Annotated in this window: 13 protein-coding genes and 2 pseudogenes; 3 read left to right on the top strand and 12 right to left on the bottom strand. The window is 36.1% G+C overall.

What is annotated here, in order from left to right; all coding sequences use genetic code 11:
• A pseudogene (locus GZ996_RS10500) lies at nucleotides 1-514 on the top strand (transposase); the annotation flags it as partial.
• A gap of 294 nt (nucleotides 515-808) precedes the next feature.
• Here the strand turns inward: GZ996_RS10500 and GZ996_RS10505 are convergent.
• From GZ996_RS10505 to GZ996_RS10550, 11 genes and pseudogenes are all read right to left on the bottom strand, one after another.
• The gene (locus GZ996_RS10505) at nucleotides 809-1,363 is read right to left on the bottom strand and encodes a helix-turn-helix domain-containing protein (RefSeq protein ID WP_162012019.1); all 555 of its coding nucleotides are present in this window, start codon (nucleotides 1,361-1,363) and stop codon (nucleotides 809-811) included.
• A 118-nt stretch (nucleotides 1,364-1,481) separates the two neighbouring features.
• Complete coding sequence (gene mfd, locus GZ996_RS10510) at nucleotides 1,482-4,994, bottom strand: transcription-repair coupling factor (RefSeq protein ID WP_162012020.1); 3,513 nt, start codon at nucleotides 4,992-4,994, stop codon at nucleotides 1,482-1,484.
• Nucleotides 4,987-5,556 (bottom strand): aminoacyl-tRNA hydrolase, encoded by a 570-nt coding sequence (gene pth / locus GZ996_RS10515; protein WP_162012021.1) that lies wholly within the window; start codon nucleotides 5,554-5,556, stop codon nucleotides 4,987-4,989. Before pth ends, mfd begins: the two co-directional genes overlap by 8 nt.
• Before the next feature lie 72 nt (nucleotides 5,557-5,628).
• Nucleotides 5,629-6,744, bottom strand: a complete 1,116-nt coding sequence (gene ychF, locus GZ996_RS10520; protein WP_156807150.1) for a redox-regulated ATPase YchF — start codon at nucleotides 6,742-6,744, stop codon at nucleotides 5,629-5,631.
• 80 nt (nucleotides 6,745-6,824) lie between these two features.
• On the bottom strand, nucleotides 6,825-7,037 hold the full coding sequence (locus GZ996_RS11975; RefSeq protein WP_238386423.1) for a hypothetical protein: 213 nt from the start codon (nucleotides 7,035-7,037) through the stop codon (nucleotides 6,825-6,827).
• 6 nt (nucleotides 7,038-7,043) lie between these two features.
• Nucleotides 7,044-7,178: pseudogene (locus GZ996_RS12145) on the bottom strand (helix-turn-helix domain-containing protein); the annotation flags it as partial.
• A gap of 122 nt (nucleotides 7,179-7,300) precedes the next feature.
• Nucleotides 7,301-7,498, bottom strand: coding sequence for a DUF951 domain-containing protein (locus GZ996_RS10530; protein ID WP_156807148.1), 198 nt, complete (start codon nucleotides 7,496-7,498; stop codon nucleotides 7,301-7,303).
• A gap of 123 nt (nucleotides 7,499-7,621) precedes the next feature.
• Nucleotides 7,622-8,758, bottom strand: coding sequence for a DNA polymerase III subunit beta (dnaN, locus tag GZ996_RS10535; protein ID WP_156807147.1), 1,137 nt, complete (start codon nucleotides 8,756-8,758; stop codon nucleotides 7,622-7,624).
• Nucleotides 8,759-8,911: 153 nt separating this feature from the next.
• Nucleotides 8,912-10,273 (bottom strand): chromosomal replication initiator protein DnaA, encoded by a 1,362-nt coding sequence (dnaA, locus tag GZ996_RS10540; protein WP_162012022.1) that lies wholly within the window; start codon nucleotides 10,271-10,273, stop codon nucleotides 8,912-8,914.
• Between the two features lie 200 nt (nucleotides 10,274-10,473).
• Entirely contained in the window at nucleotides 10,474-11,244 is a 771-nt protein-coding gene (locus GZ996_RS10545) for a ParB/RepB/Spo0J family partition protein (protein WP_162012023.1), read from the bottom strand.
• A gap of 63 nt (nucleotides 11,245-11,307) precedes the next feature.
• A complete protein-coding gene (locus GZ996_RS10550) occupies nucleotides 11,308-12,507 on the bottom strand; it encodes a S1C family serine protease (RefSeq protein WP_162012024.1) in 1,200 nt (399 codons plus the stop codon).
• A gap of 196 nt (nucleotides 12,508-12,703) precedes the next feature.
• On the opposite strand from GZ996_RS10550, the gene rlmH reads away from it, so the two are divergent.
• Together rlmH and GZ996_RS10560 are read left to right on the top strand one after the other, a co-directional pair.
• Nucleotides 12,704-13,183 carry a 23S rRNA (pseudouridine(1915)-N(3))-methyltransferase RlmH gene (gene rlmH / locus GZ996_RS10555; protein ID WP_162012025.1) on the top strand — a complete coding sequence of 160 codons (480 nt, stop codon included), beginning with the start codon at nucleotides 12,704-12,706 and terminating at the stop codon, nucleotides 13,181-13,183.
• 24 nt (nucleotides 13,184-13,207) lie between these two features.
• Complete coding sequence (locus GZ996_RS10560) at nucleotides 13,208-13,900, top strand: YoaK family protein (RefSeq protein ID WP_162012026.1); 693 nt, start codon at nucleotides 13,208-13,210, stop codon at nucleotides 13,898-13,900.
• Between the two features lie 66 nt (nucleotides 13,901-13,966).
• On the opposite strand, the gene GZ996_RS10565 is transcribed toward GZ996_RS10560, so the two are convergent.
• A partial coding sequence (locus GZ996_RS10565; RefSeq protein WP_202922620.1) for a transposase occupies nucleotides 13,967-14,116 on the bottom strand: 150 nt, incomplete at its 5' end.

Below are 14,116 nucleotides of genomic sequence, written 5' to 3' on the forward strand. Positions count from 1 at the left end.
TCATCGGTTTATGTTAGAGCAAGCATTAGAAACTTATGATTGTTATAATGCTAAAATCCAACAGTTAGAAAATCGAATAGACAGTTATCTCAAAGACTATGAGCGAGAACTAGAGATATTGGATAGTATTCCGGGTATCAATCAGATTACAGCCTCTGTTGTTATCGCTGAAGTCGGTGTTGAGATGAACCAATTTCCAACAGTTGGTCAATTAAGTTCTTGGGCTGGGTTATGTCTAGGAAATCATGAGAGTGCTGGTAAAAAATGAAGTATCCGAATAAGACATGGTAATGCTTACCTGAAAAAGTGCCTTTGTCAAGCTGTCTTTGCGGCTAGACGACAAAAAGGCAGTCCTATAGCTGAACGGTTTAATCGATTAAAATCTAGAAGAGGCCCACAAAAAGCTACTATAGCTATTGCTCATTAGTTACTTAAACTAGCTTATATTCTTTTGTCTTATCAATTAACTTATTCTGAATTTTGCCAACAAAAAAGATTGTTAGAGACGAGCTAACAATCCAAAACTAAAAATTTTTCGCCTATATTGTAACATAGGGGAGGAAGTTTTGCACTTTTTTGAAGTTTTCGTATAAAACCTTTGGAGGTTGGAAATAAGATGAACGAAGTTCATCACATTCGTATAGGATGGCCGCTAACGATTGCGTGGTACTAAAATAGTCCAGTGGACTATTTTAGGTGGACACTTGAAAATGAAAGAAGGGTCCAGTTACAGACCTCCAATCAACCACTGCGCCAATCTGTTATTACTATCAAAAAAAAAGAAGGTTGAGATATTTTTGTCTCAACCTCAGTGAAATAGTAGTGTTCCGATAAACTGTCCTAAAATGATTAAAAACCAAAGTATAAAAATTATGATTACTACAAGCTTTCCCTCTCTTAACCAAGAAAAGTCACTTTTTTCTTTATTGTTCACAAAATCAATAATTTGACTATAAGTCTGTAATTTATGGTTTTTCATTAGTTGATACAGCTTATACAGACAGTAAAATACAGGCAATAATGATAGGGTATTTAGAATTTGAAAATTATCTATTTGATAAAAGCGCCCAAGTGGCTGAATAAATGAGTGAGTAAAAAACGATAGGCAAGTAGCTTTCAGCCACTTCTTGAACTGCGATTGGTCGACTTGATGTTTCATAATGTCAACATCTCCTTTGATTAGATTATCTAAGGAGACATCGAAAAAGGTAGCTATCAGTAAGAGTGAATTGATATCTGGATAAGTCTTACCACGTTCCCAGTTAGAAATGGTTTGCCGTGAAACATACAATTTCTCTGCCAATTCTTCTTGGGAAAGCTGCTTACTTTTCCGTAAATCAACCAAACGACTGTGTAGTTCCATTTCGACCTCCTTGATGAGTTTAGTCTAATCTTTTACCCACTAGTTTACCATACAACTTCTTTGTCAAGCTAGGGTTTTCTTTGTCAAAAGGATTTGACATGTTGATTTCATGAGATTTTTAAGCATTTTTATCTTGATTTTTTCGTTCTTTTATAGCCACAAATCCCTGACCAAATTTACAAAGTTCTTCTAAGATTTCGTAGTCTTTTTTACCACGGCTATCAAAAATGATTTCCATCTGTCCCTTGTCATCACTGATACGGGCTTTTAAATTGGTTTTTGATAGAGCCTCAAAATAATCTTGCGTTAAAAACAGTGCTTGAGCAACCTTTTCAAATCGAACAATCAATTGGTTGTCTTTTCTGTCAACCATATTGACAAAGACAGCATCCATGTAACTTTTGACGAGACCGATTTCAAGGAGATAGGCCACTTGATCTGGATATTCTCCAAAACGGTCTATAAGATCCTCTTGTAACTCTTGATAATCTTTTCGGCTTTCAATTTCACGGATACGTTTGTAAATGGCTATTTTTTGCCGTTCATCTGAGATGTAATTAGCTGGAAGATAGGCATCAATAGCAAGGTTGAGTTCCGCATTCCCTTTGCGACGTGCTTGCGATTTGCCCTGCTTCTTAGCAATCGCTTCTTCTAACATCTGTGAATATAATTCAAAACCAACGGAATCAATGAAACCGCTCTGCGATGCCCCTAAAATATTACCAGCCCCACGAATGGACAAATCACGCATGGCGATCTTAAAACCTGACCCCAGCTCCGTAAAGCCTTTAATCGCATCAAGGCGTTTTTCTGAAACTTCTGTCAAAATCTTATCTGGACGATACATGAGATAAGCATAGGCAATACGATTACTACGGCCAACACGACCACGTAATTGATACAAGGTTGACAAGCCCATGTGATCAGCATTCTCAATAAAGAGGGTATTAACATTAGAAATATCGACACCTGTTTCAATAATTGTCGTTGCCACAAGCACATCATATTGACCATCAATGAAATCAAGGAGGGTATTTTCCAGTTGTACCTCACTCATCTGACCATGAACAAAGCCAATGCTAGCCTCGGGTAATAAATCTTGAAGTTCGGATACTTTTTGCTCAATCGTTTCAACCTTGTTGTAAACGTAAAATACCTGACCACCACGGTCCATTTCACGCATAACAGCTTCACGAATCACTCCAAGATTGGTTTCCATCACATAGGTCTGGACAGGGTAACGATTGGTTGGTGGTGTCTCAATCACTGATAAATCACGAATGCCCAGCATAGACATGTGCAGTGTTCTTGGGATTGGTGTTGCCGTTAGAGTCAAAACATCAACTTTAGTTTTCAGCTCTTTTAATTTTTCCTTGTGTTTTACTCCAAATCGTTGTTCCTCATCAATCACAATCAGTCCCAAATCTGAAAATGCCACATCTTTTGATAAGAGACGATGGGTACCAATAATAATATCCACCTGACCTTGACTTAGTTTCTCAAGGGTCTGTGTCTGCTCTTTTTTACTTTGGAAACGGCTGAGGACACCAACATTGACAGCATAGTTCTCAAAGCGCTCTTTAAAATTAGTGTAATGTTGCTGAGCTAGGACTGTTGTCGGTACCAAAACAGCTACCTGCTTACCATCATTAACCGCTTTAAAGGCTGCTCGCATTGCGACTTCTGTCTTACCGAATCCAACATCTCCAACCAAAAGACGATCCATTGGTCGGTCACTTTCCATGTCAGTCTTAATTTCTTTGACAGAGCGTAGCTGATCCTCTGTCTCCACATAAGGAAAATCGTCATCAAACTCCTGCTGATTATCATCGTCTGGTGAAAAAGCAAAGCCTTTTAACTGGCTGCGTTCAGCGTAGAGTTTTAAGAGGTCATCCGCAATATCTTCGACTTGCTTGGTAACCTTCTGCTTGGTTTTCTTAAATCGTCCATCATTAAGTTTATTGATTTGTGGCTCTTTGCCATCTGCCGAAACGTATTTTGATAGGCTCTCAATCTGCTCCACAGGTAAGGAAATGGTTGAGGCGTCTTGGTATTGTATCGTAAGATAGTCTCGGTGGACACCTTTAATTTCAATGGTTTCAATCCCCATGAACCGTCCAATACCATGCACATGGTGAACAACGTAATCTCCCTTTTCCAGTTCATTGTAATCTTTAAGGCGCTCGGCATTGCTGATGTTGTGACGACGGATACGGCGCTTGATGGTCTTATGGAAAATTTCTTTTTCCGTAATTAGTACCAATTTTTGGTCAGCAAAGTAAAACCCATGTGACAGATGACCTACAACCAGCTGTGCCTGACCAATCTCAATAGCACCTGCAGCCACAATTGGTAAGTCTAGTTGATACTCTCGAAGGGTTTCTTGTAATTTTTCCAGACCAACTTGACTGTCTGCTTGAATCACAATTGTTGCCTTATTTTTAAGATAACGATTGATTTCATCAACCAAGAGTGGGAATTGATTGAAAAATTCCTGCATGGCATACTGGGTCAAGTTATGCAACTGGTTAAATTTGATATTCCCAAGCCCCTTATGAAAGGTAGAAAAGAAAGTCGCTGGCTGATACTGGCGAATGGTCTGATAACTCTCTGCAAAATAAATTAAATCACTAACAGATTTTCCTTGATGGAGTTCCTCTGTCAAGTAATTAGCAACTTCCAAATCAAAACGGGCATTACGATCAACCAATTTTTGGAAATCGTCAATAAAAAGTGGTGTCCCTTTTGGAATATAATCCAATAAGGTATAAGACTTTTCATAGAAATACGAGAGGAATTTGCGAATATCTCGGTGCTTGTGACCATCTGCGGTTACAGAAATCAGCTCGACTAACCAGTCATGGGTAGGATTGTCCTTAGCTGTTTTTTGCAACGCTTTTTCCAGTCGTTTTTGACCACGCGCCAAATCATCTCTCGTCAGAATCATTTCTTCAGCAGGAGATAGTTGAACCTCATCTAGAGTTTCCAATGATTTTTGCGTTTCCACATCAAAAAGACGAATCCCGTCAATCTCATCCCCAAAAAACTCCAAGCGATAAGCCTTGTCATTTTTACTATCATAGATATCTAAAATATCCCCTCGACGGCTAATCTCACCAGGACTCATCACCTGACTAACCTTAGTGTAGCCCATCATGAGCAGTTGCTTGGTTAAAGTCTCTAAATCATATTCATCACTGACTGCTAAGGTCAATAGCTGAGCAACATAGTCCATTGGATTCGGCAGTAAAATCCGAGTACCAATCAAACTAACTAAGAGAATACCTGACGCCTCATCATCCACTAGAAAATTTAGAGCCTCAACACGCGATATGGCTCTTTCTTGAGAAGCCATAATAAATTCTGCAGCGGCAATATCATCCGCAAAGAATTGAAAAACATTTTCCTCGCCAATCAAACTTATCAAATCAGCAGCTAAGGTCTCTGCCTCATGTTGAGTAGCCGTAACAACAACTAGCTTTCCACCTTCTTCTACAAAGTAAGAAGCAATGGCTAAAGTCTTGCTGCTTCCCGATAAACCCATGATGAGTTGACGTCCTAATAATGGAGCCTTATCTCGCCATTCGACTAAGGTCTTATGCTGACCAAATAACTCTACAATATTAGCCATTATATCGCCTCATTGTTCCTTCAAAATCATTTGTTTTCAAATAATACTCCAAAGATTCAACTACCTTATCCAAGGTCATTGTGATCCTGATATAATCATCGGATTCAAAGCGACCAAGAACATGGTTGACAACAGTCATTCCCTGTTTGGGACGACCAATACCAATTTTAATCCGATCAAATTTTTGTGTTCCTAATTCTGCAATAATGGATTTAATCCCATTATGACCACCTGCTGAGCCTTTTTGACGGTATCTAATCTTACCAACTTCCATATCCAGGTCATCGTAAATGACAATAAGATCTTCAATAGGAATGTTATAGTAAGCTAGTAAAGCTCGTACAGCAATTCCTGAAAGGTTCATAAATGTAGTTGGTTTGACCAGATAAACCTTCTCACCATTGACAAAAGTTGAGCCAACTTCTGCCTTAAAGACCTTCTCCTCTAAAAAAGTGACGCTTAAGGATTTAGCCCACAAATCAATCGCCATAAAGCCAACATTGTGCTTGGTTTCGTGATATTTTGAACCTGGATTTCCCAAACCGACAATTAGTTTTACCATGTGATTATTATTAACTCCTCTCATCTAGCAGAAAAAAGTATAAGACACAGGCCTCATACTTTAACAATATGTTTAGACATTGAAACGGAATTCCATGATGTCTCCATCTTGAACGATGTATTCCTTGCCTTCTTCACGAAGGCGACCAGCTTCTTTGACCGCTTTCTCACTGCCATAGTGCATGAGATCGTCGTAGCTCATAGTCACGGCACGTATAAAGCCTTTTTCAAAGTCAGAGTGAATAATACCAGCCGCTTGTGGCGCCTTAATCCCCCGCTTGAAGGTCCAAGCACGCACCTCTTTTTCACCAGCTGTAAAGTAAGTGCCGAGACCCAGCAAGTGATAAGCAGCACGGGTCAACTTGTCTACGCCTGACTCAGTCAAACCAATAGCTTCTAAGAACTCTGCCTTATCTTCATCTTCCAGCTCAGCAATCTCTTCTTCGGCACGTGCTGAAATCACAACCACTTCAGCATTTTCTGTTGCCGCAAACTCACGAATTTGTTGCACATAAGAAATATCATCTGGTTCAGCAACTTTATCTTCGTCAACATTTGCTACATAAAGCACTGGTTTAGTGGTTAAAAGGAAAAGTTGCTTGACAATTTTTTGTTCATCATCTGTAAAGTCAATGGTACGCGCTGATTTACCATCTTCAAGAACAGGCTTGATTTTTTGCAAGATGTTAAACTCAGCAACAGAATCCTTATCTTTTTGCGTACGCGCCATTTTTTCCACACGCGCATAGCGTTTGTTAATGCTATCAAGGTCAGCTAAAATCAACTCCAAATTGATGGTCTCAATATCTGCCAATGGATCCACAAAAGCGTCCTCACGCCCTTGCTCACGCATGACATTTTCATCATCAAAAGCACGAACAACATGGACAATGGCATCTACTTCACGGATATTGGCCAAGAATTTATTTCCAAGGCCTTCCCCTTTTGAAGCCCCTTTTACAATCCCTGCAATATCTGTAAACTCAAAGGTTGTTGGGACAGTTTTCTTTGGTGTAATCAATTCTGTCAACTTCTGTAAACGTTCGTCTGGTACTTCAACCATCCCTACATTTGGGTCAATGGTCGCAAAAGGATAGTTAGCAGCTTCTGCACCAGCCTTTGTAATCGCATTAAATAGGGTTGATTTCCCAACGTTTGGTAAACCAACGATACCTGCTGTTAAAGCCATATTTTCTATTTCTCCATTCTCAATTCAATCATGAGTATTATACCAAAAAAACAAGAAAAAAGCTTGCTGATTGGCAAGCTTTAACTAAAATACGTCACAATAAAATAAACACCTAAAATGATAACAGCAACAAATAGAAGGGATGCTATATCATTTTTACTGAGTGGTCTCTTTGATTCTTCGTTCAAAAACTCCCAAGCATTCATTGGTTTCTCAATTTTTTCCACAACTTTGACAACTGGTTCTTTGCCTGTCACTAGTTCATCAATTGTAACACTTAATAGCTCAGCCAATTTAGCTAAATTTTCTAAATCTGGAGTGGCATCACCATTTTCCCATTTTGAAACAGCTTGACGTGAAATAAATAACTGTTTGGCTAACTCTTCCTGCGAAATATTTTTCTTTTGGCGAAGTTTTTGAGCTGTTCTGCAAATATAGTCATTACTGTATCCACCTTTCTTGCCTCATTATAACCGATAATATGAAAGCAGACTAGCACTTTTTATGGCAACCAACCGTTGCGCAACTGCTAGAAAAGCTGAATAGAATAAGGTTTCTACGGTTGCAGAACTTTTTTTATCTTTCGTTCAAAATCATGTCGACTCATCATCACAACGTGTTCACAGTTAGTACACTGTATTTTGATATCTGCTCCTAAACGTATAATCTTCCATTCATTTGCTTTTTTTCCAGTTGATTTAATCGTACAAGCATGTGGCTTTTTCATTTCTATTACAGATCCTAATTGATACATTTGTTGCTCCTTTTACTTCTTGTCATTATATCAAAAAAACACCCAGCAAAGAAAGCTGAGTGTCTATGAAATATGAAAAAGTTTTAGAATAGCTTAATATAAGCCAAATCCCATAAACTAACTTTAGTTTGTACGAACAGGCGTAATCAATTGAATAAAGTTTTCAGTATCATCACCTGGAATTAAAGTAAAAGGTCTAACATTAGAAATAAAACGAATGACAACTGTTGTGCTCTTCAAAACTTTTAGTGCATCAATAAGATAAGTTGGGTTAAAACTAATAGTTAGGTCATTTCCTGTCAATTCAATAACATCAATTTCTTCGTTAACTTTACCAACTTCTGGAGAATTAACGTGGGCACTTACCTTACCATTGCTAATTTCCAGCTTAACAGTTCCATTTTGACTAGCATTTGAAATAAGCTGAGCACGTTCCATTGATTGACGAAGAGCTGAAGAATTAAATGTTACCTCTGTTTCAAAAGTATTTGTTAGAAGACGATCTGTATCTGGATAATTTCCTTCTAAAAGACGTGTGTAAAATGAAGTATGTTCACTTCTAAAAAGAACCTGACTTTGCGATAAAAATAGTTCAACTTGTTCCACATCATCACCAAAAACAGCTGAAAATTCACGAAGGGAACGACTTGGAATAACCACATCAAAATCTTCTGTTGATTTTTCAAGTTCAATTTGTCGTTGACTCATACGATGAGAATCTGTAGCAACTGATTTAAAGAACTTATGATTTTTCAATGTCATATGTACACCAGTCAGAATAGGACGACTTTCTTGTGTACTAGCAGCAAAAGCAGTTTGAGAAATGATATCTTTAAGAATTTTAGTATCAAATAAAAGTGGATTAGTTGTTATTACTTCCTGTAAACGAGGATACTGATCAATATCCTTCCCTTTTAATGTGATTTCAGACTTTCCACTTCTAAGAACGACTTGATGATGCTCAATTTCTTCGAAATCTAAAGTAACATCTGGAAGACTAGAGACAATATTAATAAAGAAATTAGCTTCTAATAAAATACCACCTGGTTGAGTAATGAGAAGACCTGCATTATCATCTTGACTTGAAATTGTATTTTCTATAGAAATTTGTCCATTTGATCCAGTTAAGATAATAGTTGAATTAGTGATTTCTAATTTTAAGCTTGAAAGAATAGGAATAGCATTTTTTGATGAAATAGCTCTTTTGGTTGCATTTAGAGCTTGTAAAAAATAGGCTTTATTAATTGAAAAATGTATCATGGATTCTCCTTTATTTTATAAGTATTAGATTAGTAGTAGTAGTAGGACTTGTGGATAACGTGGAAAAGTTTTCTTTTTTTGATAAGATAAAGGTATTATCACTGTGGATAACTTGTGGAAAAAGAGCTAAAAAGTAATCTAGTTATACACAAGTCATTTTATTTTTTGCTTTAATGTCTCAATTTCAATACGAAGTCCATCGTCTATTTTTAACATATTTTTGATTTTATTATAGGCATGAAGGATAGTTGAATGGTCTCTTCCACCAAATTCTTTACCAATTTTTGGGAGGCTATTATCAGTCATTTCGCGAGTAAGGAATATAGCAACTTGACGTGCTAGGACAATATTTTGATTTCTTTTAGTTGACTTGATTTCCTTAACGGAGACCCCATAGAATTTACCAACCTCAGTTTGGATGGTTTCGATAGGAATAACAGATATCGTTAAAGGTTCTTGTTTTTTAGCACGAATGGACTCAGCTGCAATATCAACAGTGATTGTATCCACTTTCTTGACATTAGCGACTAAGCTGATGTTTTTAAGAGCGCCTTCAAGCTCACGAACATTTGAATCAAATTGCCCTGCGAGATATTCTATAGTAGCTGGTAAAAATTGGTAAGGATAGTCTTGGATTTTATCTTGTAAAATAGCAATCCTAGTTTCATAATCAGGCGGTGTAATATCTTGGGTTAGTCCCCAACTAAAGCGTGATACTAGACGTTCTTCTAAATCATTTAGCTGCTCAGGAGCTCGATCACTAGTAAGAATAATTTGTTTATTATTTGAATGAAGTGCATTAAAAGTGTTGAAAAATTCTTCCTGAGTGCCTGCCATTGTTTTTTTGGCCATGTATTGAATATCATCAATTAATAGAACATCAAGGTGGCGAAAGGCTTCTTTTAATTCTTCCATTGTGCCTAATCTAATAGCAGTTGTAAACTCATTAATGAAATTTTCAGTTGTAATATATTTAATTCGAGCGCGTGGATTATCCTCAAGGACACTGTTTCCTATAGCATTTAGTAAATGCGTTTTTCCTAATCCAGGACCTCCCCAAATAAAAAGAGGATTATAGACGGTTCCTGGACTTCCAGCGACTGCAAGTGCGGCAGCCAGTGCCCACTGACTTCCCTTACCAGAAATAAAATTATCAAAACGATATTTAGGATTTAAATCTGAAATAATCGGTGATTGGTATAAAAAATCTTCTGGTATTAAAGTTTGGATTGGTGACTGAAATTCTTCCAGACTATCTTCATCAATAGGTTCTTCAAAAATGTAGTCAATCAAGATTTCTTGATTGAAGACTTCAAAACCTGCAGTTAAGACGATATCAGTAAGATTGCTCTTCCAATAGAGTTCTTTTTTTTCTTCCATGAAGACAGTGGCAACATGATCTGAAATACGTATGAGTTTAGCATCAGCAATAAAAAAATCAAAAACAGCTTGTGAAAATTTTTGTCTTGCTAATTCCAAAACCCGATTCCAAAATCGTAGTTCACTATCGGTCATCTTGTCTCCTTATCTGTATGTTTAGTTGTTTTATTCTAACATATTTAAAAAAAGTTTTCCACAAGTATTTTAGAAATAATCCACATTGTAGAAAAAAGTTTTCCACAACCTGTGAATAACCCTGAAACACTTGATAAAATAAAGGTTTGTTTGAGATTTTTTTGTGGATAATGATGTTTAGAAATAAAAAAATCAACAGCTTATTTTAGGCTGTTGATAATTCTGTGGAAATCTTCTTGGTTAGAAAAGTGGATACTGACTTTCCCTCGGTGTGATTTGTCAGATGTAATGCTGACAGGAAGGCCAAGCTTTTGGCTTAGTTCTTTTTCATAATGGGTAATAAAAAGATTTTTTGATGTCGGAAGGATTTTTTTCTTCTTTCCAAGAATGAGTGATTCTAATTGTCTAACACTGAGTTGTTTGTCATGAATTTCTTTTAGCCAAAAGAGTTGTTTTTCTACATCATTGATACTTAGAAGAACACGTGCGTGTCCTTGAGATAGTTGAGCAGAAATAACAGCTTCCTGAATAGGTTTTGGAAGGTTTAATAAACGAAGAAGATTACTAATATATGGTCGGGATTTCCCCATGTATCGTGCCAAATCTTCATGTGTTACTTGATTTTTGTCAATCATTTGTTGGTAGGCTTTAGCCTCTTCGATTGGATTGAGATTGGAGCGCTGGAGATTTTCAATAATAGCTTGCTTCATACTATCTTCATCAGAAATATTTTTGATAATAGCGGGAATTTCAATTAAACCAGCCATTTTAGAAGCTCTCAGTCTACGTTCTCCTGCAATCAATTCATAGCCAAAAATAGAAGATTTTCTGACAATTATCGGTTGAATTAAACCATTTTCAGAAATGGAATTTGCTAAATCCTTCAATTCTTCCTGATTAAACTGTAATCTAGGTTGATAGGGATTTTTTTGGATATGATCAATCTTTATAATCTGTAAATGTTCTGTCATCTGTTCTCCTAAATAAAAAACTGCCTTTACACTATTGTAAAGGCAGTAATAAAGTCTGTCAACTTAATTTGAATTCAAATCCTGAGTGGTTTTATCAAGAATGATATCAATAGTTTGTTTTTTACCTTCTCGGTAGAAAGTAACTGTTATAGCATCACCGGTGCTGTGACCGTAAAGAACACTTTGTAAATCACTTGGTGAAGCTACAGATTTATCGTCAATTTTTGTAATGACATCATATTTTTCTAATTTACCAGAAGCAGGCATATTGTTTTGAACGCTAGCAATAACAATTCCAGAAGTTACTTCTTCGGGTAGTTTTAGTTGGAAAATAAAATTAGTAGATAATTCACTTAGACTTGCCATTGTAATACCGAGAGCTGGACGATTGACTTTTCCATTTTTCTCTAATTGATTAATAATTTTAACCACATCATTTGAAGGAATTGCAAAGCCCATACCTTCAACTGAAGAACCATTTAATCGTGAAGTAGAGATTGATGAAATTTTACTAGAGTTTATACCAATGACTTGTCCTTGAATATTGATAAGAGCACCACCTGAGTTACCAGGATTGATTGCAGCATCCGTTTGGATAGCATTTGTAGAGGTAGTTTGACCTTGTTCATTTTTCATTGTAACAGTACGACTAAGGCTAGATACAATACCTTCAGTCACAGAATTGGCATATTCAGATCCAAGAGGGCTACCAATAGCAATTGCAGTCTCACCAACCGTTAATGTTTCAGAATTTGCAAATGTAGCTATTGTTTTGACATTGTCAGATGAAATTTTAACAACTGCAAGATCAGAATAGGTGTCGCTTCCAATCAATTCACCGACGACTTTTGAACCATCAGAAAATAATATTTCAATTTGTTGAGCCCCTTCAATAACGTGATTGTTTGTCACAACATAGGCTGACTTGTCATCTTTTTTATAGATAACCCCAGAACCTTCACTAGTTACAGTTAATTCACTAGATGTAGAATTATCAAAGATATTTTGCAATGAATTATTTTGTTGTCTTTGATAATTAATCACAGATACAACAGCATCTTGTACAGACGCTACTGCTGAAGTTGTATCACTAGTATTTTTATAGCTCACATTGCTAATACTTGTAGTTGGAGATGAATTTCCTGACAATTTAGATAAAACAAAATTATTTTGTAATATCAAAAATGTCGCCACTACTCCTCCTAAAAAACCAGAACCGACGAGTAAAATAAATTTTAAAATAAAAGATAGATTTTTTTTCATGTTGAATGACCTCCAATTGCCATCAGTTTAAGAAAATTGACTTAATTATACCTTAAACTGATGAAAAATAAAAGTATCCACAACTTGTGGAAAACTTTTGTGGATAAAGACCAAAACACCTCTAACTATAAGGTTAATCTTATGATTTAAACTGTGGATAACTTACTCTGAAAAATATTTGTGGTATAATTAAAGTATGAAAATAAAAGTGATAACGGTAGGAAAACTAAAAGAAAAATACCTAAAAGATGGTATCGCTGAATATCAAAAACGTTTAGGACGATTTTGTAAATTAGAAATGGTAGAGATCCTAGATGAAAAAACACCAGATAAAGCTAGTGATTCTGAAAATCAATCAATTATGGAAAAGGAAGCTAGTCGTATTCTAAAAAAAATTTCAGACAGGGAATTTGTCATAGCGTTGGCAATTGAAGGAGAACAATTTCCATCAGAAAAATTTAGTAGAATTTTAGAAAATATTACTGTTAAAGGTTACTCAGACATAACATTTATTATTGGAGGGAGCCTAGGGTTAGCACCTAGTGTTAAAAAACGTGCTAATTTATTGATGAGCTTTGGCAAATTAACTCTTCCACATCAGTTAATGAAACTTGTTCTGATTGAGCAAATATACCGATCTTTTATGATTCAACAGGGAAGCCCCTATCATAAGTAAAAAAATCAATTAAAGTGAGAAAAAATGAAACATAGAGTGAAAAATTATCGCGTTTTTGAAGGCTTACGTATTGCAGCTTGTTTGACATTTATTAGTGGCTATATTAACGCCTTTACATTTGTTACTCAGAACGGCATTTTTGCGGGGGTACAATCTGGCAATGTGATTATGTGGGCTTACCATTCGGCTCAAGGGAATTGGCAAAAAGTTCTTAATTTTACAATCCCTATTATATTTTTTATGTTGGGCCAATGTGTTACTTATCTTGTTCGTCGCTGGTTTGTCAGGAAAAATATATTTTGGCATTTTGGAGCTAGTGTGATTATGCAGATAATTATCGTCATTACGGTGTTATTGACACCTATTTTACCCTCATTTTTTACAATGGCAAATTTAGCTCTAGTTGCTTCCATTCAGGTAGAATCCTTTCGAAAACTTAGAGGTGCTCCTTATGCTAACGTTATGATGACTGGAAATGTCAAAAATGGTGCTTTTTTATTATTCAAAGGCTTAATTGAGAAAAATACAGAGCTCCAAAAAGCAGGTAGAAATATATTTTTGATTATTTTTACTTTTGCATTAGGAGTTGCCTTGTCTACTTTTATTTCAAACTATTTAGGAGAATATGGTTTAGGATTTGTTATACTACCACTTTTTTACATTAACCTCAGCCTTTGGAATGAAAAAAATTGGAAAGAACAGGAAATGAAAAAATAGTCTGAGACAAAAATAGTTCTCAGCGACAAAAAAGCTAGAGATTCCTAATAGTGGAACTCTAGCTTTTTAGTTTTGAGTTGTTCTCTTATTGTATTTTAGGAGATTATTGGCCATAAGTACCAATCCCATGTCAATTGTCACCTGACATTTGCCTCTTAAGTTACATCTTTTGTAACCCAAACAAGCCTTTATCTGCCCAAAGACAGGTTCCACATC

Source organism: Streptococcus sp. S784/96/1 (genome assembly GCF_902729355.1).
GTDB lineage: Bacteria > Bacillota > Bacilli > Lactobacillales > Streptococcaceae > Streptococcus > Streptococcus caledonicus.